This window comes from Anaeromyxobacter soli, assembly GCF_022808855.1.
GTDB classification, from domain to species: Bacteria; Myxococcota; Myxococcia; order Myxococcales; family Anaeromyxobacteraceae; genus Anaeromyxobacter; species Anaeromyxobacter soli.
In genome coordinates, this window is sequence record NZ_JAKZLF010000022.1 from 62,489 (window position 1) to 86,288 (window position 23,800).

General features: G+C 74.6%; 20 protein-coding genes. 9 read left to right on the forward strand and 11 right to left on the reverse strand.

Translation table 11 applies throughout. The annotated features are described in order from the left end of the window. Positions 1–18 precede the first annotated feature (18 nt). Both MLV88_RS15480 and MLV88_RS15485 read left to right on the forward strand, forming a co-directional pair. Positions 19–717: an HAD family hydrolase gene (locus MLV88_RS15480; protein ID WP_243337911.1), complete on the forward strand. Its 699-nt coding sequence runs from the start codon at positions 19–21 to the stop codon at positions 715–717. Positions 718–793: 76 nt separating this feature from the next. Continuing rightward, positions 794–1,333: a GNAT family N-acetyltransferase gene (locus MLV88_RS15485; RefSeq protein WP_243337913.1), complete on the forward strand. Its 540-nt coding sequence runs from the start codon at positions 794–796 to the stop codon at positions 1,331–1,333. A gap of 92 nt (positions 1,334–1,425) precedes the next feature. Here MLV88_RS15485 and MLV88_RS15490 read toward each other — a convergent pair whose 3' ends face one another. The 8 genes from MLV88_RS15490 to MLV88_RS15525 form a co-directional block, all read right to left on the reverse strand. Then, positions 1,426–2,931, reverse strand: a complete 1,506-nt coding sequence (locus MLV88_RS15490; protein WP_242339597.1) for a cellulose synthase family protein — start codon at positions 2,929–2,931, stop codon at positions 1,426–1,428. Between the two features lie 225 nt (positions 2,932–3,156). Further along, positions 3,157–4,491 (reverse strand): S41 family peptidase, encoded by a 1,335-nt coding sequence (locus MLV88_RS15495; RefSeq protein WP_242339595.1) that lies wholly within the window; start codon positions 4,489–4,491, stop codon positions 3,157–3,159. A gap of 73 nt (positions 4,492–4,564) precedes the next feature. After that, positions 4,565–5,671, reverse strand: coding sequence for a murein hydrolase activator EnvC family protein (locus MLV88_RS24640; protein WP_243337914.1), 1,107 nt, complete (start codon positions 5,669–5,671; stop codon positions 4,565–4,567). 3 nt (positions 5,672–5,674) lie between these two features. Then, positions 5,675–6,559: a cell division protein FtsX gene (locus tag MLV88_RS15505; protein ID WP_242340549.1), complete on the reverse strand. Its 885-nt coding sequence runs from the start codon at positions 6,557–6,559 to the stop codon at positions 5,675–5,677. A gap of 1 nt (position 6,560) precedes the next feature. Continuing rightward, positions 6,561–7,244: a cell division ATP-binding protein FtsE gene (ftsE, locus tag MLV88_RS15510; protein WP_242340548.1), complete on the reverse strand. Its 684-nt coding sequence runs from the start codon at positions 7,242–7,244 to the stop codon at positions 6,561–6,563. Positions 7,245–7,266: 22 nt separating this feature from the next. Continuing rightward, positions 7,267–7,815 carry a hypothetical protein gene (locus MLV88_RS15515; protein ID WP_242360641.1) on the reverse strand — a complete coding sequence of 183 codons (549 nt, stop codon included), beginning with the start codon at positions 7,813–7,815 and terminating at the stop codon, positions 7,267–7,269. 171 nt (positions 7,816–7,986) lie between these two features. Next, positions 7,987–8,766, reverse strand: a complete 780-nt coding sequence (gene murI / locus MLV88_RS15520; RefSeq protein WP_242340546.1) for a glutamate racemase — start codon at positions 8,764–8,766, stop codon at positions 7,987–7,989. A gap of 81 nt (positions 8,767–8,847) precedes the next feature. Beyond that, a complete protein-coding gene (locus tag MLV88_RS15525) occupies positions 8,848–9,636 on the reverse strand; it encodes a hypothetical protein (RefSeq protein ID WP_242340545.1) in 789 nt (262 codons plus the stop codon). Between the two features lie 263 nt (positions 9,637–9,899). Here MLV88_RS15525 and tolQ point away from each other — a divergent pair, with 263 nt between their 5' ends. The 7 genes from tolQ (at position 9,900) to MLV88_RS15560 (ending at position 15,506) form a co-directional block, all read left to right on the forward strand. Continuing rightward, positions 9,900–10,637, forward strand: a complete 738-nt coding sequence (tolQ, locus tag MLV88_RS15530; protein ID WP_242340544.1) for a protein TolQ — start codon at positions 9,900–9,902, stop codon at positions 10,635–10,637. A gap of 12 nt (positions 10,638–10,649) precedes the next feature. Further along, positions 10,650–11,108: a protein TolR gene (tolR, locus tag MLV88_RS15535; protein WP_242340543.1), complete on the forward strand. Its 459-nt coding sequence runs from the start codon at positions 10,650–10,652 to the stop codon at positions 11,106–11,108. Beyond that, positions 11,109–11,867: an energy transducer TonB gene (locus tag MLV88_RS15540; protein WP_242340542.1), complete on the forward strand. Its 759-nt coding sequence runs from the start codon at positions 11,109–11,111 to the stop codon at positions 11,865–11,867. It abuts the gene before it with no gap. A gap of 24 nt (positions 11,868–11,891) precedes the next feature. Then, on the forward strand, positions 11,892–13,193 hold the full coding sequence (locus tag MLV88_RS15545) for a DPP IV N-terminal domain-containing protein (RefSeq protein WP_242360643.1): 1,302 nt from the start codon (positions 11,892–11,894) through the stop codon (positions 13,191–13,193). Positions 13,194–13,256: 63 nt separating this feature from the next. Then, positions 13,257–14,180, forward strand: coding sequence for a Ppx/GppA phosphatase family protein (locus tag MLV88_RS15550; protein WP_242360644.1), 924 nt, complete (start codon positions 13,257–13,259; stop codon positions 14,178–14,180). After that, positions 14,177–14,839: a class I SAM-dependent methyltransferase gene (locus MLV88_RS15555; RefSeq protein ID WP_242360645.1), complete on the forward strand. Its 663-nt coding sequence runs from the start codon at positions 14,177–14,179 to the stop codon at positions 14,837–14,839. Before MLV88_RS15550 ends, MLV88_RS15555 begins: the two co-directional genes overlap by 4 nt. 13 nt (positions 14,840–14,852) lie before the next feature. Beyond that, positions 14,853–15,506, forward strand: a complete 654-nt coding sequence (locus MLV88_RS15560; RefSeq protein ID WP_242340538.1) for an MtnX-like HAD-IB family phosphatase — start codon at positions 14,853–14,855, stop codon at positions 15,504–15,506. 193 nt (positions 15,507–15,699) lie between these two features. On the opposite strand, the gene MLV88_RS15565 is transcribed toward MLV88_RS15560, so the two are convergent. The 3 genes from MLV88_RS15565 to MLV88_RS15575 are packed head-to-tail and all read right to left on the reverse strand — an operon-like array spanning position 15,700 to position 23,678. Next, positions 15,700–18,816: a POTRA domain-containing protein gene (locus MLV88_RS15565; protein ID WP_243337916.1), complete on the reverse strand. Its 3,117-nt coding sequence runs from the start codon at positions 18,814–18,816 to the stop codon at positions 15,700–15,702. Next, the gene (locus MLV88_RS15570) at positions 18,798–22,733 is read right to left on the reverse strand and encodes a translocation/assembly module TamB domain-containing protein (RefSeq protein WP_243337917.1); all 3,936 of its coding nucleotides are present in this window, start codon (positions 22,731–22,733) and stop codon (positions 18,798–18,800) included. Before MLV88_RS15570 ends, MLV88_RS15565 begins: the two co-directional genes overlap by 19 nt. A 48-nt stretch (positions 22,734–22,781) precedes the next feature. Next, entirely contained in the window at positions 22,782–23,678 is an 897-nt protein-coding gene (locus tag MLV88_RS15575; protein WP_242340535.1) for an ExeA family protein, read from the reverse strand. Positions 23,679–23,800: the final 122 nt, after the last annotated feature.

A 23,800-nucleotide genomic window follows, 5' to 3' on the forward strand; every position in this document is an offset into this window, starting at 1 on the left:
AGCTCGTCGGAGATGCTCATGCAGCCCTTCGCGGTCATCCTGTTCGACATCGACGGCACGCTCGTCTCCGCGGGCGGGGCGGGACGCCGCGCCCTGGAGCGCGCGCTCGAGGAGCGCTGCGGTCCGCTCGCCGGTCGCCTCGCGGGCCTCCGCCTCGACGGGATGACCGACCGGCTCATCGTGCGCGAGGCGCTCGGCCTCCTCGGCCACGGGTTCTCGGACGCGGCGTGCGACGGCGTCCTCGAACGCTACCTGTCTCACCTGCGCGAGGAGATCGCCGACCCGCGCTACGAGGTGCTCCCCGGGGTCGCGTCGCTGCTCGAGGCGCTGCGCGCGCGGGCGCTCCCGTTCGGCCTCTGCACGGGGAACCTCGTGGACGGCGCCCGTGTGAAGCTCGCCCGCGGCGCGCTCGACCACCACTTCGAGTGGGGCCCCGGGGCGATCGGCGGCTTCGCCCATGACGGCGAGGCGCGCGAGCGGGTGGTGGCTGCGGCGCTCGCCCGCGCCTCGGCACGCCTCGGCCGCACCGTGCACGCGCGCGAGGCGCTCGTCGTCGGCGACACCCCCCGCGACGTGGCGGCGGCGCGGCACGTCGGCTGCCCGGTGCTCGCGGTGGCGACCGGGCGCTATGCCGCCGGAGAGCTCGCGGCTTGCGGCGCGGACCACGTCTCGGCCACGCTCGAGGATCCCGCCGCGCTCCGGCTGCTGCTCGGGTGAACCGGCGCCGGGCGGGGCCGCGCCTTGACCCGCCCGCGCGGCCCGGGGTATGGCCGGTTCGAGAGAGGGACCCCCAATGGCGACGCGCACGTCCCCCGCCGCTCCCACGCGACAGCTCCTCCCGCCGATCGACGGTCCGCGCCTCCGCGCCGTCGCCGTCGATCGCTCGCACGTCGCGGAGCTGCAGGCCTGCCTGGAGGGCGCCACCGACTACTTCCAGCGCACCGAGGGCCGCCTGCCCGAGCCGGACGCGGCGCTGCGGCTCGTCGAGGAGGCGGAGGCGGACGACGCCAGGCGCGTGTACTGCCTCGTGCCGCACAGCGGCGGCGCGGCGGTCGGGGTGCTCGACCTGTACCTCCACCACCCCGAGCCCGGCGTCGCGCACGTGGGCCTCCTGCTGTTCCGCGAGTCGTGCCAGGGCATCGGCTACGGGAAGGAGACCGTCGCGGCCCTGGAGCACGCCCTGCAGCGCGCCGGCTTCACCGCGCTCCGCTGCTCGGTCGGCGACGAGAACCCTGGAGCGCAGGCGTTCTGGGAGCGGATCGGGTTCGGCGAGGTCGGGCGCCTCGACGGCGGCGTCGCCGTGTACGAGCGGCCGTTCGTCGAGGTGAGCTGACCCGCCCCCGGCGCGCTTCGCGCGGCGGCGCCCCCGAAACGGCGAACGCGGCCCGGAGGCCGCGCTCGGTCCAGCACGGTGCTCGGCGACGGCTACTCCGCGGAGGGCTGCGGCGCCATCTGCCGGGCGGACCGGGCGAGGTACCCGCGCACGCCCTCGTAGAGGCTCGCGAGACCGACGTAGCCGAAGCCGACCTGGAACAGCACGAGGAACGGCAGCGAGTAGTAGACGCCGCGCTCGACGAGGTAGAGCACGCCGTACGTCATGTACGCGGCGAGGGCGAGCTCGACGATCGGCTGGAAGGTCACCGCCGCCTTGTAGCGCTTCTTCACGACCGAGTCGCCCGCCGACTTCACCCCGTGCTTCGGCGTGCGGGTGAAGGCGGTCTCGTAGCCCATGAGCGCCTCGACGACGGCGCGCGCCTGGTTCACCGCGAGGCCGATGCCGAGCGCCATCACGAACGGCAGGTACTTCACCCGCTCCCAGCGCGTCTTCCCCTGCTCGCGCTGGCTCGCCATGTAGAAGAAGACGACGCTGAAGGTCGCGGCCGCGAAGAACGGCAGGTCGAGGAAGAGCACCTCGAGCGCGCCGTGCGAGACCCGCACCACCACCGTGATCGGCAGGAGGATGGCGAGCGGGATCATCATGAGATACCCGAGGTTCGCGGTGAGGTGCATGAACGCCTCCCGCTTGACCGCCCTCGGCACGTCCGCGCGGCGGATGAGCGGGAGGAGCTTCAGGGCCGTCTGGATGGAGCCCTTCGCCCAGCGGTGCTGCTGACTCTTGAACGCGTTCATCTCGACCGGGACCTCGGCCGAGGTCACGACGTGCGGGAGGTAGACGAACTTCCAGCCCTTCATCTGCGTGCGGTACGAGAGATCGAGGTCCTCGGTGAGCGTGTCGTGCTGCCAGCCGCCGCCGCTCGCGATGGCGTCGCGGCGCCAGATCCCGGCGGTGCCGTTGAAGTTGAAGAACAGGCCGGAGCGGTTGCGCGCGGTGTGCTCGATGACGAAGTGGCCGTCGAGCAGGATCGCCTGCGCCTCGGTGAGGAGCGAGTACGAGCGGTTCAGGTGGCCCCAGCGCGTCTGGACCATCCCGACCTGCGGGTCGGTGAAGAAGTCGAGGGTGCGGCGGAGGAAGTCCGACTCGGGGATGAAGTCCGCGTCGAACACCGCGACGAACTCGCCCTTCGCGAGCGTGAGCCCGTGCTCGAGCGCCCCCGCCTTGAAGCCCTTGCGGTTCGTGCGGTGCACGTAGGCGATGTCGAGCCCGGTCTTCCGGTGCCGGTCGACGCACGCGCGCGCGATGCCCTGCGTCTCGTCGGTCGAGTCGTCGAGCACCTGGATCTCGAGGAGATCGCGCGGGTAGTCCATCTTCGCGACGGCGTCGATGAGCCGCTCCGTCACGTACATCTCGTTGAAGATCGGCAGCTGGATGGTGACGCGCGGGAGCTGCTCGAAGCGGCCCTTCGGCGACGGAAGCCGGTACTTGTGCCGGTAGTACAGGTACGCCATCGCGTACCGGTGCGAGCCGTACACCGAGAGGAGGAGCAGCAGGAGGGCGTACGCGACGACGACCGATAGCTCGATGGCGCTCATCTGTCCGTTTTTTCGGGATGCGGCAGGGCGACCGCTCCCCTGGCGGGGACCTGCAAAACCGGGCGGACTATAGCCTCCCCGTCCGCGAAGTCAATCAAGCCAAAACCTGCGCCCCGACAGGCGAAAACGGGATTGTTCCGCGCAGGTTACCTCCTCGCACCCGGGCGCCCTCCCGCGCGGCAGGTGCGACCTCGGAGACGGCCCCCGCGCGGTCCGCCTCAAACGTCATTCGCGCTTCACCGCGAGGCCTGGAGAAGGCGGCGCGGAGGCCTTCAGAATGTCGACGGCGCGCAGGTAGTCGAGGGCGGTGTGCAGCGGGTGGTCTTCGCTCCCCGGTGCCCCTGCACCCGCCCCGGAAGTAGCGTCCGGAGAGATCGACTCGTTGCGGAGGTGACCCTTCAGGTCCTTCTCACCGGGGGAGGCGTCCGCGACCGCCGGGGGGACACCCTCGCCGACGACCACGTCCGGCGTGATGCCCCGCTCCTGGATGGAGCGGTGCTTCGGGGTGAAGTAGCGGGCCACGGTGAGCTTCAGCCCCGAGCCGTCCTCGAGCTCCACGATGGTCTGGACCGAGCCCTTGCCGAAGGTGGGGGTGCCCATGATCACGGCGCGCCCGTGGTCCTGCAGCGCCCCCGCGACGATCTCGCTCGCGCTCGCGGTCCCCTTGTTCACGAGCACGATGATCGGGTACGGCGGCTCGGTGTCCTTCTCGCGCGCCTTCTCGACCTGGACGTCGCGGCGCCCACGCCCCTCGGTCGTCACGATGATCCCGGAGGCGAGGAAGAGGTCCGCCACCCGCACGGCCTGATCGAGGAGGCCGCCGGGGTTGCCGCGGAGGTCGAGCACGAGGCCGCGCAGCTCGCCGCCGAGCCGAGCCCGCGCGTCGTCGAGCGCCTTCTTCACGCCGCGATCGGTCCGCTCCTGGAACGCCTTCACGCGCACGTACGCGTAGCGCCGCTCCGGGTCGAGGATCCTGAGCTCGACGCTCTGGGCCCGGACGTGGTCGCGCACGAGCGTGAGCGCCTGCGGCGCGGAGAACCCGTCGCGCATCACCTCGAGCACCGCCCGCGTCCCCGCCGGGCCCTTCATGCGGCGGATGGACTCGGCGAGCGGCAGGTCCTTCGTGGGCGTCCCGTCGATGGCGAGGATCCGGTCGCCGGGGCGCAGGCCCGCGCGCTCGCCGGGCGAGTCCGCGAGGGGCGCGACCACGGTGAGCGCGCCGCCCGAGATCGCGACCTCCACCCCGAGCCCGTCGAACTCGCCGGTCGTGTCCTCCCGAAGCTGCCGGTACACGTCGGGCCGCATGAACGAAGAGTGGGGGTCGAGCCGCCCGACGATCCCGTCGATCGCGCCGTAGACGAGCTCCTGCTCCTTCACGTCCTCGACGTAGTCGTTCTCGACCTTCTCGAGCACCTCGGCGAACACGTCGAGCGGGCGGTACGGCGCGGCGGCCCCGCGCCGCGCGGCCGAGGCCACGTGCTCCACGCCGAGCCCGGCGAGGAAGGCGACCGCGAGCGCGCCGACGAGCGCGATGCGGGGGAGGAAGGGCCGGCGCGTCATGGGGCGATCATACCCGAGGCGCGCGACCGGTTGGAGCGCCGCCGCCGGGCGTCTTTGAGCGATCCGGGGCCGGTCACGGCGCGAGCCAGGGGCGCGGATCCACTGGGCGCCCGCGCTCGCGCAGCTCGAAGTACAGGTACGGCCCCTTGAGCGAGCCCGAGTCCCCGACCGTGCCGAGCACCGCGCCCGCGTCCACGACCTCGCCCATGGCGGTCTGCATCGCGCCGAGGTGCGCGAAGAGCGTGTGGTAGCCCTCCCCGTGCTCCACGATGACGAGGTTGCCGTACCCCTTGAACCAGCCGGCGTGGACCACCCGGCCTGGCGCGACCGAGCGGACCGGGGCGCCGGCGCGGGCGGCGATGTCGAGCCCGTTCTGCACCGTGACGGTGTTGAACTTGGGGTTCACGATGCGGCCGAAGCCCACCGCGATGGCCCCGACGGTGGGCGCCGGCAGCCGCCCCCTGCGCGCGGCGAACCCGCCCGGCAGCGCGCTCCCCACCCGCGGCGGCGGGAGGGTGGCCACGAAGTCCGCGAGCCGCCTCGCCTGCGTGGCCGCCTCCCGCGCCGCGCGCTCGTGGAAGCCGCGCGCGCTGCGGAGCGCCGTGAGCAGCGTCTCGCGCTCCTCGCGGCGCGCCTCCGCCTGCGTGCGCCGCTCCACCGCCTCGCCGGCGAGCGCGTCGAGCCGCGCCGCCTCGCGGGCGCGCTCGGCCCGGGCCGCCTCGCCCTCCCGCGCGGCCGCCTGCGCGTCGGCGAGGAGCCCGGCGTCCCGCGAGAGGATCCGGTCCATGAGGTAGCTGCGCTTCACGAGGTCGGCGAGCGAGGCGCTGGCGAGGAGCAGCCGCAGCTCGCCGGCCGGCCCCATGCGCGCGCGCGCGGCGAGCCGCGGCCGGAGCTCCGCCAGGCGGGCGCGGAGCCTCGCCCGCGCGCCCGCCTCCACCTCGCGCGCGTGGGCGAGCCCGGCCGACGCCTCCGCGCGCTCCGCCTCGACCCGGCGGAGCTCCGCGCGGGCGGTGGTGAGCGCCGTCTCCGCCTCCCCCAGCGTGTCGAGGACCGAGCGCTCCTGCTGCGCGAGGAGGCGCGCCGCGGTCTCCTCCGCGCGCCGCCGGGCCTCGAGCGCGGAGAGCTGGGCCCGGGGATCCGCGGCGGCGAGCGCGAGCGCGAGGGCGAGCGCGGCGGGCACGGGTCAGGTCCGCCGCAGGGCGCGGGCGACGGAGAGGGCGCTCCCGAGGAGGCCGATCCCGGCCCCGCCGCCGACGAGGGCGACGACGAGCGCCGGCGGCAGCGTGTCGGCGAGCGTGAGCGCGCGCGCCGCCGACACGGCGGCGGCGAGGCGCGGCACGAGCAGCCCGTGGACCCCCGCGAGCGCGAGCACCGCCGCCCCTGCGCCGAGGAGCCCCTGCAGCAGGCCCTCGAGGAGGAACGGCGTGGCGACGAACGCGTCCGTGGCGCCGACGAGCTTCATGATCTCGATCTCCTCGCGGCGGGCGAACACCGCGAGCCGGAGCGTGTTCGAGACCAGGATCGCGGTGGCGAGCGCCAGCGCGCCGAACAGGAAGACGGCCGCGGTCCGCGCGCGAGAGACGAAGCGCTCGACGCCCTCGAGCCAGGCGGTGCCGTAGTCCACGTCGTCGGCGCCGGGCACCGAGCGGAGCCGCGCCGCGAGCTCGCGGGCGCCCTCGAGCGACAGCCCGGGCGCCTCGATCTCCACCGCGTCCGGCAGCGCGCCAGGGCCGACGCCCTCGAGCACGTGCGCCTGCTCGCCGAGCGAGTCCGCGAGCCGCGAGAGCGCGACCTCGGAGGGCACCGCCTCGACCCGCCGCCCCGGCGCGAGCGCGGCGGCGGCCGCCCGGGCGCGCTCGAGATCCGCGCCCGGCGCGAGGTACACCGAGACGCGCACCTCGCCCGCCCACGCGGCGAGGAGCCGCTCGGCGCCGCCGAGCGCGCCGGCGAACAGCCCGGTCGCGAACACCGCCACGAAGACGGTGGCCGCCCCCACCAGCGCGACGTACGGCCCGCGGGCCATGGACTCGAGCGCGCGGCGCGCGGCGCGGAGCGGGCGGAGGGCCATGTCAGGAGACGGCGCGGCGGACGGAGTCGCCGTCGGAGAGGAGGCGGCCCGCCTGGAGCACCACGACGCGCTTCTTGTAGCGCTCGAGCAGCGAGCGGTCGTGGGTGGCCACCACCACGGTGGTGCCGCGCGCGTTCGCGCCGTAGAGCAGGTCCATCACCTCGAGCGTGCGCTCCGGATCGAGGTTGCCCGTCGGCTCGTCCGCGAGGAGGAGCGCCGGGTCCGGCGCGAGCGCGCGCGCCACCGCGACCCGCTGCTGCTCGCCGCCGGAGAGCGAGGGCGGGAACTTGTCGGCGCGGTGCTCGAGGCCGACCGAGCGCAGGAGCCCGCGCACCTTGCGGCGGATCTCCTTCTGCGCGAGCCCCCGCACCTCGAGCGGCAGCGCCACGTTCTCGGCGACGGTGCGGTTCGCGAGGAGCTTGAAGTCCTGGAAGACCACCCCGATGTTGCGCCGCACGAAGGGGATCGCGGAGGCGGAGATCTTCGCCACGTTCTTGCCGAAGAGGAGGAGCTGCCCGGCGGTGGCGGGCTCGTCGCAGAAGATGAGCTTGAGGAGCGTCGACTTGCCGGCGCCCGAGGCGCCGGTGAGGAAGACGAACTCCCCCTTGTCGATCTCGAGCGACACGTCCTGGAGCGCCGGGCCGTCGCCCGGGTACTCCTTGGTGACGTGAAAAAGCTGGATCACGGGGGAGCTTGCGGGGGCCGGATCACTTGCGATCGCCGAGGTCGTCGGCGAGGTACGAGAGGATGACCTCGTCGAGGCTCTTCTCGCTGACGAGGTCCTCGCCGAAGAGCGTCTCGGCGCCGGCGCCACGGAGCGCCGGGACGGGCGCATCGCGGGCGGCGACCACCTCGGGAGGGAGCGACCGCGCAGCGGGCGGGCGCGGCAGCGCGACGCCGTCGCGGAGCTTCACCGCGGGCGCGCGCTCCGCCTGGATCTGGCCGGGCTGGAACGCCTGCGCCTGCGCGCTGTAGACGGCGTCGATGTCGTCGTACACGCCGTTCACGAGGTTCCGCAGCATCTCCTTGTGCTGCTCCTCCATGAGCTCGCGCACCACCTGGGCGAGGTTGTCCGCCCCGACGATGTCCGCGTAGGAGGTCTTCTTCGAGGCGAGGATGTTCCCGCCCACGAACAGGTGCGTGATGATGTGCGGGTTGTCGAGGCCGGAGTCCTCGGTCTGGATGTGGTACGGCTTCCCCTTGTGCTTGATGTTGTGGTTGAAGCCAACCACCATCTTCTTCGCGTCGCCGGCCATTCGAGGCTCCGAGACTACCGCCGCGCGCACGCGCCATCAAGCCGACGGCCGGGCGGAAACCCGCGTCAAAACTCAGGGTACGCGCGATCCCGCGAATGCGAACGCGCGGGGTACTCGCCCCGGCGAGCAGGGGTGGGCCCCGGCAGCTCCGCGGCTGGGGCGGGGTCCCCGCTAGACATCCACGTGCTCCGCCGACGTGACGGTCCGGCCCAGGAACCGCCCCGCCACCGCGAGGAACTTCTCCGGCGCGTCGGTGACGAGGAACGCGTGCGCGCCCTGGCGGCCGCCCTCGTCTCCGAGGCGCGCCCGGACCTCCGCTGCGATGGCGTCGGCGCTGTCGACGAGCGCGAGCTCGGGGAGCTCGCGGGCGATCGCCGCGCGGAGCAGCGGGTAGTGCGTGCAGCCGAGGACGAGCGTGTCGACGCGCTCGTCGCGGAGCGGCGCGAGGTACCGGGCGACGACGCCGCGCACGACCGGATCGTCGGGATCGGTCCAGCCCTCCTCCGCGAGCGGCACGAAGAGCGGGCAGGCCCGGGCGACGACCTCCGCGTCGGGCCGCGCCGCGCGGAGCGCCGCCTGGTACGCGCCGCTCGAGACGGTGCCCTGCGTCCCGATCACGCCGATGCGGCCGCCGCGCGAGGCGCGGATCGCGGCGCGGACGCCGGGCTCCACCACCCCGAGCACGGGGACGGCGAGCTCCGCGCGCAGCGCGGGGAGCGCGACGGCCGAGGCGGTGTTGCAGGCGACCACGAGCAGATCGATCCCGCGGCGGGCGAGCACGCGGGCGTTCCTGAGCGAGTACTGCGTGACCGTGTCGGCGGACTTCGTGCCGTAGGGCACGCGGGCGGTGTCGCCCAGGTACACGGTGTCCACCGAGGGGAGCGCCTCGAGGATGGCGCGCTGGACGGTGAGGCCGCCGACCCCCGAGTCGAAGATGCCGATGCGTGACACGGCGCGGAGTCTACTCGTTCCCCGAAAAATGCGAAGCGCGGGCCTCGGGGGCCCGCGCCTCGCGGAAGGCGTGCGCGCGAGCTACGGGCAGCTCGGCGGCGGCGTCACGAGCGTCGGCGCGAAGCCCGCGTCGCCGATCTGCGCGGCGAAGTGATCGAACGGGACGGTGCAGGAGTCGAGCACCACCTGGCCGCTGCTCGGCCCCTGCGTGGCGATGCCCTGCATCCGGACGGTGTAGTTGTCGAGGTCCAGATCACCGGCGAAGACCGTGGTCGGGAGCGGATCGGAGCAGCCCACCACGTTCGCGTCGACGCGCGTGCCGTACGAGTCGCGCACCTCGTACGAGACGTTCGGCCACCCGGCCTCGGCGCAGCTGCGGTAGTCCGTCGGCGCCTGCGCGGGACCCAGCGCGAGGTACGCGAAGAGGTCCATCGGCGCGCGCACCGCGTCCAGGTCGACGATGCCCTGATCCGTCTCCGCGCCCGCGATCACGTGCAGCGCGACCGTGGTCTCGTAGACGGCGTAGTTGCCGCGCCAGCCCCGGATGCGGGCGGACGGCGAGCCGGCGGGCAGCCCGTCCAGCGTCGCACCCTGCACGCCCTGGTACACGCAGTCGACGACGAACTGCGGGAGCCCGGCGGCGTCGATGGTGACGACCTCGACCGCCGACTGCGCGCACGCGCCGGTCCCGGTGTGCGTGAGGGTCGCGTCGTCGTACAGCACGGTGCCCCCCTGCGTGTTCCTCAGGAAGTCCCAGTAGACGATCGCGGACCCCACTCCGCTGGGGGGGAGGGTGCGGTGGTTGTCGTCGCCGACGATGCAGCCGGAGGCGACGACGGCGGTGGCGAGGATCAGGGCGAGGCGTCTCATGTCATTCTCCGGGCGAGGTCGCGCGAGGCAGTCGAGCGAGAGACCGAGCAACCGATGTGCCACGCGATGCGGACGCGCGGGGGCGCGATTTCATGCAATCGTGCCCCCCGCGGACGGGTTGCCAGGGGGCGACGCCGTGACAGGTCCTCACACTCCCCTGACCCGACATGTAGGCGCACGAACGGGGCAGAATTCGCTCGCTGGGGCGTTTCCTTCTTGCGGGGCTCGCCCGTGCTAAACAAGCGACCACTCTATCGGTGCTCATGACGAACCTCATCCTGCCCCTGCCCGCCCCTCTCGCCGCCGCCGGCGGCGACGGTCTCGACTACTTCGAGATCGCCAAGAACTCCGGCCCCATCGGGATCGGAGTGCTCCTCCTGCTGCTCGGCGCGTCCGCCGTGTCCTGGGCCATCATCGTCAAGAAGTGGCTCCAGATCCGGCGCGCGCAGGACGAGTCCGTGAAGTTCCTCGAGACCTTCTGGCAGTCGAAGCGCCTCGACGCGATCTACCAGGCGGCCGAGTCCCTCTCCGCCTCCCCGATCAGCCAGGTGTTCCGCGCCGGCTACGTCGAGCTCTCGAAGGTCACGGCGCAGAAGAAGGAGGCCGGCGGCGAGGTGAACATGAGCGACGAGCTCGGCGGGATCGAGAACGTCGAGCGCGCGCTGAAGCGCGCCGCCGCGTCCGAGGTGACCCACCTCGAGGCGCAGGTCCCGTTCCTCGGCACCACGGCGAGCGCGGCGCCGTTCGTCGGCCTGTTCGGCACGGTGTGGGGGATCATGCGCGCCTTCCACGACATCTACCAGGCCGGGAACGCCAACCTCGCCACCGTCGCGAAGCCGATCTCCGAGGCGCTCATCGCCACGGCGGTGGGCCTCTTCGCGGCCATCCCCGCGGTCGTGGCGTACAACTACTTCGTGTCGAAGATCCGCGTCCTCGACAGCGAGATGACGAACTTCTCGAACGACTTCCTCAACATCGTCCGGCGTCACTTCTTCAGCTAGGAGCCAACGCCCGTGGCTGCGTCGAGCGGCGGCTCCGGCCGCCAGACCCTCACCGAGATCAACGTCACGCCGCTCGTCGACGTGATGCTCGTGCTCCTCATCATCTTCATGGTCACCGCGCCCCTCATCCAGCAGGGCGTCGAGGTGAGCCTCCCCGAGGCGCGCGCCAAGGCCGTCGAGGCGGAGGACCAGAAGCTCGTCCTCTCGATCAAGTCCGATCACTCGCTGTACCTCGGCTCGAGCGAGGACGCGGCGCGCATCCCGTTCGAGTCGCTCGAGGACAAGCTGCGCGCGAACGCCCGCGCCATGAAGGACCGCGAGCTCTACCTCATGGCCGACAAGACGCTGCCCTACGGCTTCGTCGTCGACGTCATGGCCACCGTCCAGCGCGCGGGCATCACCAACGTCGGCATGATCACCAACCCCGCCGCGGACAAGGTGCGCGAGGCGAGGCAGGAGGGCCGGCGGTAGATGGCGGCGATCCCGGTCACGACCGCGCTCCGCCGGAAGGACCGGCTCTGGCCCGCGACGACCTTCTCCGTGGCCGTGCACGCGGCGCTCATCGTCTGGGTGGTCGTGCGCGTACCGCCGCCCACGATCGACCTCCAGCAGAAGCCGATCGTCGCGAAGCTCGTCCGGATGGGCCCGAAGAAGCCGCAGGAGTATCTCCCGCGCAAGGAGGCCCCGCCGCCTCCCGCGCCCGCGGAGGCCGCCCCGACGCCGGTCGCCGCCCCCGCGCCGCCGGCGCCCGCCGCCCCCTCCGTCGCCATCGCGAAGGCCGAGCCGAAGCCCGCGCCGCCGAAGGCGCAGAGCCCGAACCCGGGCAAGGCGACCAGCAACTCGCTCGCGTCGGTGCTCTCGAAGGTGCGCGCGTCCGCGGCGAAGGCGGAGCCGCAGTACGGCGATCCCGACGGGGATCCCCTCGGCGACTCCGAGGAGGGAGAGGAGGGCGACCTGTACCTCGCGTCGATCGTCCGCGAGCTGCACGCGAACTACGACGTGCCGTCGACGATCTCCGAGCGCGAGCGGATGCACCTCTTCGCGATCGTCGTCATCTTCATCGAGCCCGACGGACGAATCGGCCGATGGCAGGTCCAGACGCCGTCCGGCAACTCCGCCTTCGACGCCGCCCTCGAGCGGACGCTCCGCAAGACGCGCTTCCCTCCGCCCCCCGCCGCATCGCGTGAGTCCTATCGCCGCTCCGGCCAGCCGGTGAAGTTCACCTTGTGATGACTGCTTGTGATGACTGCCCCCATGACCCTCACACGCACCCTCGCGCTCGCCGCCCTCGCGGCCGCGCTGCCCGCGCTCGCCCAGGAGCGCCCGACCCTCACCATCGGCTCGCCCAACTTCCAGCCGCTCCCCATCGCCGTGGCGCAGTTCCAGGGCGAGGGCGGCGACGCCCGCGCCGGCGAGGTGACGGAGGTGGTCCGGGGCGACCTCACCCTCTCCGGCCTCTTCGACGTGCTCGACCCGCGCGGCTTCCTCGCCGATCCCTCGGAGGGCTGGGCCGCCCCGACGATCCGCTTCGCGCGCTGGACGGACGTCGGCGCGGAGGGGCTCGTGAAGGCGCGCATGCGTCAGGTGGCGGGCACGCTCGAGGGCGAGCTCCACCTGTACGAGGTGCGCGCCGGGCGCGAGGTGCTGGTGAAGCGCGTCAGCGCGCAGGCGTCCGATCCGCGCGGGCTCGCCCACCGCATCTCCGACGAGATCGTCCGCTACTACACGCGCGAGCCGGGGGTCTTCTCGACGAAGCTCGTGGCGATCCGCAAGATCCGCGGGGCCTACGAGCTCGTGATGCTCGACGCGGACGGCAAGAACCCGCGCGTCCTCCTCTCCGAGCGCACCATCCTCCTCGCGCCCGCGTGGCGCCCGGACGGCGGCGCGGTGCTCCTCACGAGCTACCGCAACGGCCGCCCCGAGCTGTGGCTCTACACGCTCGCCGACAAGGGCTTCCGGCGCCTCGCCGCCATCCCGAACGCCTACGGCGGGGTCTACTCGCCGGACGGCAGGCAGATCGCCTTCACCATCACGGATCGCGCGAACAGCGACGTGTGGGTGATGAACGCGGACGGCTCCGGCGCGCGGCGGCTCACGCGCGAGGCCGCCCTCGACCTCTCGCCCTCCTGGTCCCCGGACGGCAAGCGGCTCGCGTTCGTCTCCGACCGGAGCGGCACGCCGCAGATCTACCTGATGGGCGCGGACGGCTCGAGCCCGAAGCGGCTCACCTTCCAGGGAAACTACAACCAGACGCCGGCCTGGAGCCCGCGCGGTGACGCCATCGCGTTCACCGCGCGCGACGAGCGCAAGGTGTTCGACGTGTTCGTCGTCTCGCCCGACAACGGCAAGATCCAGCGCGTGACGCAGGACCAGGGGCGCACGAACGAGGAGCCGACCTGGGCGCCCAACGGGCGGCTGCTGGCGATCAAGACCGATCGCGCCGGCGCCGGGTTCCAGCTCGTCGTGTCCGACGCGCGCGGCGAGAAGCAGACCGTGATCTCCGCCGGCGGCGGCGGGGAGCTCTCCGCGCCGGCCTGGGGCCCGCTCGCCGAGTAGCCCGGCCCCGCAAGCCCGCGGGGACGACCGCGGAGGCGCGAGCCGTCGTCCAGGGGGGACGCCTTGACCGAGCGGTTCGCGGCGATCGACGTCGGGACGAACACGGTGCTCCTCACCGTGGCCGAGCGGCGCGGCGCGACGCTCGCGCCGGTCGTCGAGCGCGCGGAGATCACGCGGCTCGGGCGCGGCGTGGACGCGAGCGGGCGGCTCGACGCGGCAGGCATCCGCGAGACGGTCGCGGCGCTCGCCGCCTACGCCGCCGAGGCCCGCGCGCTCGGCGCCGAGATCGTCGCCTGCGTGGCGACGAGCGCGGCGCGCGACGCGTCCAACGGGGCGGAGTTCTTCGCGGCGGCGCGCGCGGCGGCGGGGCTCGTGCCGGAGGTGATCTCGGGCGACGAGGAGGCGCGGCTCGTCTACGCGAGCGCGTGGCGCGACTTCGGCGGCGCGGGCCCGCTCGCCGTGCTCGACGTGGGCGGCGGGTCGACCGAATTCACGGTGGGCGAAGGTCCCGCCCCGCGCGCGCGCACGAGCCTGCAGGTCGGCGCGGTGCGGCTCACGGAGCGGCACGTGCGGGGCGACCCGCCGTCGAGCGCGGAGCTCGCCGTGCTGCGGGACGCGGCGCGGGAGGCGCTCGGCCCCCTCCGGGAGATGATCGCGGGGCTCGGGCCGGCGCGCCTCGTCGGCGTGGCCGGCACCGTCACGACCCTCGCCGCCGTCGAGCAGGCGCTGCCCGCCTACGACGCGGAGCGCGTGCACGGCGCCACCCTCACCCTCGCCGCGGCCGACGCGCTCCTCGCCCGGCTCGCCGCGCTGACGGTGCGCGCGCGGGCGGCGCTGCCCGGGATGGAGCCGAAGCGGGCCGACGTGATCCTCGCCGGCGCGGTCATCGTGGTCGAGGCGATGCGCGCGGCGGGGTTCGAGCGGCTGACGGTCTCGGACCGCGGGGTCCGCTGGGGCCTCCTCCACGACCGCGTCGGCCCGGCATGAGCCGCCTGCGCGCCCGCGCCGGCCGCGTCTACGCGGCGTTCGCGTTCGGGCGCGCCGCGGCGATCTACGAGCTCCTCACCGACCAGGAGGCGTGGCGCCGCGACTGCCGCGCGATGGCCGAGCTCGTCGGCGGGCCGCGCGTCCTCGACCTCGGCGTCGGGCCCGGCACCAGCGCGCTCGAGATGGCGCGCGCCGATCCCGCGCGCCGGCACGTGGGGCTCGACACCTCCGCGCCGATGCTGCGGCGCGCCGCGCGCCACGCCCGCGCGGCGCGGGTGGCGCTGCCGCTCGTCCGCGGCGACGCCCTCGCCCTCCCCGTCCGCGACGGCGCCTTCGACGCCGCCACCGGCCACAGCTTCCTCTACCTCCTCGACGATCCGGCCGCGGCGCTCCGGGAGGTGCGCCGCGCGGTGCGGCCCGGCGGCCACATCGCGTTCCTCGAGCCGCGGGACGGGCGCGCCCGGCTCCGCGAGGCGCTGCGGGCGAGCCCCCGCAACGGCCTCGCGATGGCGCTCTGGCGCAGCATGTCCCGGCTCCACCGCCGCTACGACGAGGCGAGCCTCCCGGCGCTCCTCGCGCGCGCCGGGTTCGCCGAGGCGCGCGCGTGGCCGGTGCTCTCCGGGTTCGGGGTGATGGCAATCGCCGTGCGGCCGGAGTAGAACGTCGGCCCCGATGCGAGCGCCCTGGGCCATCGTCTGCGACTTCGACGGCACCGCCCTGACCGAGGACCTCGGCGATCTCGTCGCCTACCGGTTCGCGGGGGAGGCCAACTACCGCGCCGCCGCGGCGGACTACCAGCGCGGCGAGTTCCCCTTCAGCGTGCTGCTCGCGAAGGTGTTCGCGCCGATCACGGCCTCCCGCGGCGAGATCGCCGCGTTCGCGCGCGAGCGGGCGGTGCTGCGGCCCGGCTTCGAGGCCCTCGTCGAGGCCTGCCGGGCGAGCGGCCGGCCCTTCCTCGTCGTCTCCTCGGGCCTCGACGCCTACATCGAGCCGGTGCTCGAGCGGCTCCCGCCCGCGCTGCGCGCGCACGTGGAGGTCCGCGCCAACCGCGCCGAGCTCTCGCCCGCGGGGCTCTCGGTCCAGTTCCACGGCGCGGACTGCGGCTTCTGCGGGTTCTGCAAGGGCGACGTCGTCCGCGAGCTGCAGCGCGCGGGCAACAAGGTCGTCCTCTGCGGCGACGGCACCGGCGACCGCCACGCGGCCGACGCCGCCGATCACGTCTTCGCCCGCGCCGGGTCCAGCCTCGTGCGCTACTGCGCGGAGCGCGGGATCCGGCACGACGTGTTCGAGACGTTCGACGAGGTGATGGCGCGGTTTCCGCGCTGACCCGAGATCACGCGGGGGGTGCGCCCCCGCCCCTGCTCGGCGGGGCCCGTGAGCCGTCGCGCCCGAATTCGGCGGCGCGCGACGGCTCCCCGCCGGGAGGGGCTTCGCCCCTCCCCGCGCTTCGCGCGGAGCCTCACCCCGAAGGCGCTCCGTCCTTCGGCGAGCTCGCGCAGCGCCGAGGCGGCCGGGCAGCTCAGAACAACCCGATCGTGAAGTGCGGGGCGAAGATCCGCTCGTTCACGGCGCGGTCGGGGTCGAGGTTGAACCCGAGGTCGAGCGCGGCGGGGCCGATGGGCGTCACGAACCGCAGGCCCACGCCGGCGTTGGCGCGCAGGTCCACGAGCCGGTAGCGCATCGGGTCGAGCCACAGGTTGCCGAGGTCGAAGAAGAGGCCCGCCTCGAGGCTCCGGCGCAGGGGGATGCGCAGCTCGGTCTTGGCGAGCAGGAAGGCCTCGCCGCCCTCGGACACCGGCCGGTCACCGGCGGCGATGCGGCTGCCGCGGTCCGTGCAGCCCACCTTCGTCGGGCTCGTCGCGCAGTGGCGCGCCTCGGCGGAGAGGTCGCTGCGGACGTCCTCGGGGATCATCTCCTCCTCGCCGTAGCCGCGCATCGACGACGCGCCGCCGAGGAAGAAGCGGCGCGGGATGATGGTCTGCGAGCGGCGGTCGAGCGGGAACACGCGGCCGCCGCGCAGGGAGAGCGCGACCACGCTGCCGCGCCCCACCGGCAGGTAGCCGGACGACGACGCCGAGAGCTTCAGCATGTTCGTGTGGATCCCGCTCGCGGGGAGCAGGCCGAAGAGGGCGCGGTCGTCCGGGCCCTCGCGCTCGGCGCCGAGCGAGCGGGCGTACTCGAGCGCGCCGGAGGCCGCCCAGCCGGAGTGCGGGTGGGCGGAGTTGTCGCGGTCGTCGATCGAGATCGACGGCCGGAGCGCGTGGAGCGTGGTGATCCCCTCGTCGAACCGCAGCCGCTCGAGGTCCGCCTGGGTGAGGTAGCCGACCGCGTTCGTGCGGTCGATGCGGTCCACCTCGATCTCGTACTGGAGCGAGGCCGACAGCCGGGAGGTGAGCCCCGCGTCCACGCCGGCGATCGCCGAGGCGCGGCGGAGCGCGTAGGCCTTGCGGTGCAGCATCTCGCCGATGACGTTCGTGCGGACGCTCGCGGGGATGGGCAGGAAGGCGAGGGTCGGGGTGCGCAGCCCGACCTCCGCCCGCCCCTCCACGCGATCCGAGGGCGCCTTGCCCGCGAGGTCCGGCCGCTCGACCCAGGGCGTCTCGAGCGGGTAGTTCACCTTCGCGCGCGCGCCCAGCTCGAGCGCGCGGCCGAGGATGTTCGGCTCGCCGTACTCCACGAACGCGCGCGGCCCGTCCGCGATGGAGAACCCGACGCCCTGCGACAGCGTCGCCCACGGCCGCTCGGCGAGCTCGACGGCGAGGTCCTTCGTCGCGTGCGGCGCCTCCGGCTCCTGCACGCGGATGGACACCGAGCGGAACACGCCGAGCCGCAGGAGCGCCGCCTGGCTCTTCGCGATCCGCTCCGGGTCGTAGACGTCGCCCTCCGCGAACGCGAGCGCGCCGCGGACCACGTCGTCGCGGGTGCGCCGGTTCCCCGAGAGCAGCACGCGCCCGATGCGCACCTGCGGCCCCTCGTCCACCACGAAGCGGATCGCCACCGTGTGACGCTCGGGGTCGAGCTCCTCGCGCGCGTCGAGCCGGGCGTAGAGGTGACCGCGCGCGAGGTAGCGGCGGAGGATCGCGGCGCGCGTCTCCTCGATCCGCTCGAAGACGAGCGGATCGCCGGGCGCGAGGCGCGATTCGCGCGCGAGCTCGGCGAGCGACACGATCCGGTTCCCCTCGAACGAGATCGCCTCGACGTGCGTGCGCGGGCCCTCGCGCAGCCGGACCGTCACGTCCGCCACGCGCTCGCGGGCGTCGAGCGACACGGAGGCGCCGAGGTAGACCGCCTCGAGCCACCCGTCGGCGCGGTAGTCGTCCACGATCCGCTCGGCGGCGCGCGCCCAGGACGCCTCGTCCCACACCTCGCTCGGCGCGAGCGCGGCGGGCGGGGCGCGCGGCGGCCGCACGCCCGGGATCGACACGAGCAGCGCGCGCCCGCGGTCGGCCTCCGTCTCGTCTCGCTTGCCGCCCTCCTCGTCGAGGATCGCGGCGAGCTGCGCGCGCAGCGTGGCGGCGTCGCGCTGCTCCACCCCGTCGAGCCGGACCTCCCGGAGCCGGTAGCGGCGCCCCTCCTCGACGTGGAAGACCACCGCGGCGAGGCGACCGTGGCGGGTCTCCTCCGGCTCGACCCGCGCGCCCGCGAACCCGCGCTGGCGGTAGAACGCCCGGATGCGGTCGGCCGCGGCGGCGATGGCCGGCGCGTCCACCGGCTGGCCGTCCTCGAACGCGAGCTGCCTCGCGAGCACCTGCGAGGCGATCTCCTGGTTGCCGCGGAAGACGAAGGCGAGCCTGGGCCCGGCGTCGACCGGGAGCTCCACGTCCGCGAGCCGACCCTCGACCCGCACGACGGGGGTGCCGACGCGAGCGCGCCGGTATCCGCCCTCGTACAGGGAGGCGCGCGCGGCGCGGACGTCCGCTTCGAGGACGTCCCGATCCAGCACCGCCCCGGCGCGCGAGCGGAGCGCGGAGGTGAGGCGCGGCGCCTCGCCGGACCCCGAGAGCCGCACCGAGCGGATCCGCACGGGCTCCCCCGCCGCGACGCGGAGCAGCGCCGCGTCGTCGCGGAGCGCGCTCGCCTCCACCGCCGCCTCGGGGTACCCGCGGCGCGCGAGCAGGGTTCGGACCCGCGCGGCGGCCGCGTCGAGGTCGGAGGCGTCGAACGGCTCGCCGGTGGGGAGCCGCGCCGCGGCGCGCACGCCGGCGGCGTCGAGCACCGCGGGCCCCTCGATCCGCACCTCGAGTGTCGCGAGCATCCGGACCGGGAGGGCCTCGATGACCAGCGACACCCACTCGCCGTGCTGGTTCGGTGGCGGCGCCGCCGGGGTGGCGCGGATCACCACGTCGCGGAACCGGCCGGTCTGGTAGAGGCGCTGCACGGTGCGGCGCAGCGCGCGAGTGGAGAGCGCCTCCCCCGGCCGCACGTCCACGAACGCGGCGAGCGCGACGCGGTCCTCCGTCTCGGGCACCCGCAGCTCGACGCCGACCACGCGCGGCGGCGAGGACACGTCCGCCGGCGCTGGAGGGGGCGCGGCCGCGGCGGGGAGCGCCGCGCAGGCGAGCACGGCCGCGAGCAGGCACGCGAGGCGGCGCAGCGAGCAGGGATCGACGCGGACCGTCACTTCTGATCCGTCCATTCCCAGCGCAGCTTCAGGTCCACCCCGTGATCGCCGGTTGCCACGTCGGGGTTGTCGTTGTCCCACTGGTACTGCACCGCGGTGTGATCGCCGAGCCGGAGCTCCGCCTGCGCCTTCTGCCCCCGCGCGCCGGCGAGCGGCGCCTGGTAGCGGAGCCGCAGCTTGTCGCGCAGGAACCACGACTCGAACTCCGCGCGCGGCTCGACCTGGCCGCTCCCCTCCGAGTACGCGCTCGTGATCCGGACCGACAGATCGCGCATGACGCCGGTGCGCGGCAGGAAGCGCTTCACCTGCTCGTCCAGCCCGGACGCCGAGAAGAGCGCCTGCGCCGCCGCCGCGGTGGCGACGCCGCCCACGCCGGCGCCCGCCGCCGCGTCGCGCCGGGTGAACCCGAGCGAGAGGAGCGTGATGATGTCCGGCTGCGCGAGCGCGGGCGCGCTCGTGAGCGTGATCTGCGGGTCGCTCATCGGCCCGAAGACGTGCATGAAGACCTGGTAGTCCCGCACCTGCGACTCACCGTGCACGTCGAGCGCGAGCGCGACCCGGTTCCGGTCGGTGAGCTCCAGGATGGCGTGCGTGAGCTGGAACTCGTTGCCGCGGAACATCGCGCGGCTCCCCTCGGCCATCGAGAGCGTGCCGACGAGGCCGGGGGCCGCGAGGGAGCCGGTGAGGGTCAGCTCGCCGGAGAGGGCGCCACGCACGAGATCGTTGTCGATCCGCGCGTCGCCGTCGACCGCGACCTGCACGTCGAACCGGAGCCACTCGCCCGCGCGATCGTAGGCGCGGGGCGGCGCGACCGCGCGCCGGCGCACCTCGAGCAGGCTTCGCTCGAGGTCGACGTCGGCGGTGTAGCGCGCGCGCAGGACGTGGACGCGCCCGGTGAGCGTGGTCGCGTCCGGGGAGCCCGTCGCCTCCAGCCGGCCGGAGAGGGTGACCGGGAGGTACGCCGGGACGGCGAGCGGGATCTCGTCGAGCTTCGCCTCGACCCGGAGGCGTGACGGGCGGAAGGACGAGAGCTGCACCTCACCCTCGAGCCGGGCGCGGCCGCCGTTCACCGCGGCCTCGAGCCCGTCGAACAGGATGCGGTTCTGCGAGAAGGCGAGATCGCCGCGCAGGCCCGAGAAGGCGAGCGTCATCTCGCGCAGCTCGAACCCGGCGTCCTCGACGCGTCCGGCGCCGACCAGGACCGGCTCCTCGGCGGTGCCGGCCACGTGCGCCTCGAGCGTCAGCCGCCCCGCCGGACGGCGCAGCGCGGGCGTGAGCCCGCCGAGGAGGCGCAGATCGAGGTTGCCGCGCGCGGAGACGTCGAGCTGACCCGAGGCCGCGCGCGCGCCGGAGAGCGCGAGCTCGGTGTTCGTCCCGCGCAGGACGAGCCCCTGCACCTCGACCCGGCCGCGGTCGAGGTCCAGCACCGCCGGGCCGGCCGACTGCACGCGGAAGTCCGCGTACCCGGCCTGGACCTCGTCGAGCCGCACGCGCGCGCGCGCGAGCGACAGGTCCGCGAGCTCGCCCTCCGCGGTCCCCTCCCCCGCGACGCGGGCGCGGAAGCCCGCCGGCGCGCCGTCGGGGAGCAGCCGCGTCACGTCGTGCATCGCGAGCCGCGCGCGCGCACGGAACGGCATGCGTCCCGAGAGCGTCGACTCTCCCTCGAACGAGACGCCCTCGGCGCCGCCCGTCACGACGAGCCGCTCGCCCTCGAGCGTGCCGCCCACCTGCACCGTCCCCAGGCCGAACCCCTCCGCGTGCACCGCGTCGCCGTTCGCCGCGAAGCGCACGCGCGGCCGGTCCACGGAGCCCTCCAGCGTCGCGGTCCCGGCGACGGTGCCGGACCACGTGCCGCCCGGCAGCCCGAGCGACGCGATCGGCACGCCTGAGAAGGAGACGTCGACGTCCCAGGGGAACGGCGGCAGGGCGCTCCACGTGCCGGTGGCGCGCGCGACCCCGGTGCCGCGGCGCAGCTCCGCGCGATCGAGGCGCGTCTCGACGCCCTTGTGGATGCGGCCCTCCGCCCGCCCGGAGTCGTAGCGGCGGCCGTAGATCGTCCCGGCGCCGAAGCGGGCCTCGAACTCGGCGTCCACCGCGTCCGCGGGGCCGGTCGCGGTGCCGGACACCTCCACGTCGCCGTCCACGACTTCGCGCATCCAGCGCGACCGCGGGAGCCAGTCGCGCACGGCGTCGAGCAGGTCGCGGATCCGTCCCTTCGCCTCGAACCGCGAGGAGACGACGTGCGCCGGAGTGCGGTCGAGGTCCACGACGCCCTCGCCCTTCCAGCGCGACACGTTCCGCGCCCCCTCGGCGCCCGAGAAGCGCAGGAGGAAGTCGTCGTAGCGGAAGTCCGACGAGACGTTCCCGAGATCGACGTCGAGGAAGCGGAAGCGCTCGATGCGGGTGCGGCCGACCACGTGCGGGTTGCCGTACGGCGCCGCTTCGATCGTCGCGTCCACGCGGGCGAGCCCGGCCCAGGGGACGTCTGCCACGCGCCCGAGCGCGTCGAGGTCCGCCTCGCCGCGCGCGTGGACCGAGAAGCCGCGCGCCTCCGAGAAGTGGACCGCCGCGTCGGCGCTGACCGTGCCGCGTCCGACCGAGAGCCGGCCCGCGTCGAAGAACAGCCCCTCCCGATCCACGCGGACCTTGGACTCGAGCCGCCCCGCCGCGAACGCCACGACGCCGGGGTCGCCCTTCGCCTGGCGGTACGGGCGCGTGAGCGCGCGCAGGTCGCGCACGTCGACCCCGAGCTCGCCGCCGAGCGCCGGCGGCCACAGGGTGCCGGACACCGCCGCCCGGCCGTCGAGCTTGAGGCTCACCCAGGGATCGCGGACGCCGAGCCGATCGAGCACCTCCGCGAGCTCGGCCCCGCGCAGCTCGACCTCCGCCGCGATCGGCGCGCCGCGCGCGAGGCGGAGCGTGCCGCGCGCGAGGGCGCTGCCCTCGGCGAGCGGGACCTCGATCCGGTCGAACACGACGTCCTCGCCGGCGAGCCGCAGCGCCGCCTGGCCGGCGCCGGCGCGCTGCGCGCCGATCCGGACCCCCGTCCAGGCGACGGTCGCGGACACCTCCGGCGCGCTCGCGGGGCCGCGCACGCTCGCGACGACCTCGGCGCTCCCCTCCGCGTCCGCGTTCACGCCCGCGAGCGCGAGCGCGTCGGCGACGCCGCCGTGAGCGGTCGCGGTGAGCTCGAACGACGGGTCGCACAGGTCGCGGACCTCGCCGCGCGCGGAGAGGCGCACCCCGCCGATGTCGGCCTCCGCCCCGTTCACCACCAGGCGCGAGAGATCGAGCGCCACCTCCACGTCGGCGGAGACGGACGAGGCGTCGAAGGCGCGCCCCGGCCCCGTGAGGCGCGCCGGCCCCGCGGAGATCTCCACGCGCGCGCGCCGGTGCGCCGCGCCGAACGCCCGGAGCGAGCGCGCGGGCGGGCGCGACCGGACGTCGATGCGGTCCACGACGAGGCGGCGGCCCCCCGCGAGCGCCACGTCTATCGCCCCCGCCTCGACGTCCAGGTGCCGGACCTCGAAGCGCGCGAGGAGCGGGGGCGGGCAGGCGTCGGCGGCGCCCGCCCCGCTGCGCGGCGAGCGCGGGGGGACCACGACCCGCGGACGCACGAGGCGCAGCTCGGCGAGGTGGAGCTGGCGCCCCAGCGCCTGGATCGGCGCGAGCCGGGCGGCGAGCGCGTCGGCGGTGAAGAGCGGCGCCGAGGCCGGCCCGAGCCGGATGCCCTCCGCCTCGAGCTCCAGCGCGAGCGGCCGGATCCGGCACGCCGCGACGGCGAGCTCGAGGCCGGTCGTGCGCTCCACGCGCTCGGCGGCGAGCGCGCAGATGCGATCCGCCGCCCAGCGCGTGCGCAGCCCCGCGATCGTGCCGCCCACCAGGGCCACGATGAGCGCGAGGAACGCCAGGGCGACGGTGCGCTTCTTCACCTGCCTCGATTCTCCACCGCGATCCGCGCAGGACCAAGCGCGCGGCCGCTACTCGAGCGACTCGAGGTAGCGATCGATCTCGGCGAGGTCGAGCCGCGCCGGGCGTTCCACCGGACCGGCGTCCGCCGCGGGGGCCTCGATGCCGAGGTCGCGGGCGACGCGGTCGACGAACCGCTCGTCGAGCTCTCGCGCGCGGGCCACGAAGCCCTCGAAGAGGGCGTTGTCGCACAGGGTGTTGATGAGGCGCGGGGTGCCGCGCGTGTAGGCGTGGATGCGCGCGAGGGCGCCCGCGGAGAACGGCACGCGCGGGGCCCCGGCGAGCCGCAGCCGGTGCCGGACGTACGCGTCGGTCGCCTCGCCCGACAGCGGCTCGAGCCGGTACTTGAGCGCGACGCGCTGCGCGAGCGGCGGATCGAGCTTCAGGTTCTGCTCGATCTCCGGCAGCCCGAAGAACACGAACGAGAGGAGCTTGCGCTCGGGGACCTCGAGGTTCAGCAGCCCGCGGAACTCCTCCATGATCTCGCGCGTGGCGAGCATCTGGGCCTCGTCGATGAGGACGACGGCCTTCTTGCCCTGCTCGTAGATCCGGACGAGCCGCTGGTAGAGCTGGGAGAGGAGCGCGAGCTTCTCGTCCGCGGGGCTCTCGACCCCGAGCTGGAGCGCGATCCGCTTGAGCAGCCAGCTCGCCGTGATGCCCGAGTGGATGATGACGAGGAGCGCCGCCTCGTACTCCTCCTCCGGCAGCGCGTCGAGCATCCGCCGCGCGAGCGTGGTCTTGCCCGCGCCGATGTCGCCCACGAGCACGGCGAGCCCCTTCATCCCGGAGACGGCGTGCGTGAGCCGCAGGAGCGCCTGCGCGTGCTGGGCGGACGAGTAGTAGAAGCGCGAGACCGGCGCGTTCGAGAACGGCTCCTGCGACAGCTCGTAGTACTCGAGATAGTTCACGCGACGTCCTTCGGCGCTACAGGTACCCGATGTTCTTCTTGGCGCCCGGTGCGGGCGGGCGCGGCGGCGCGGCGGGCGGGCGCGCGCCGCGGGCGGCGTCGGCGGGCGGACGGCCCGGGCCG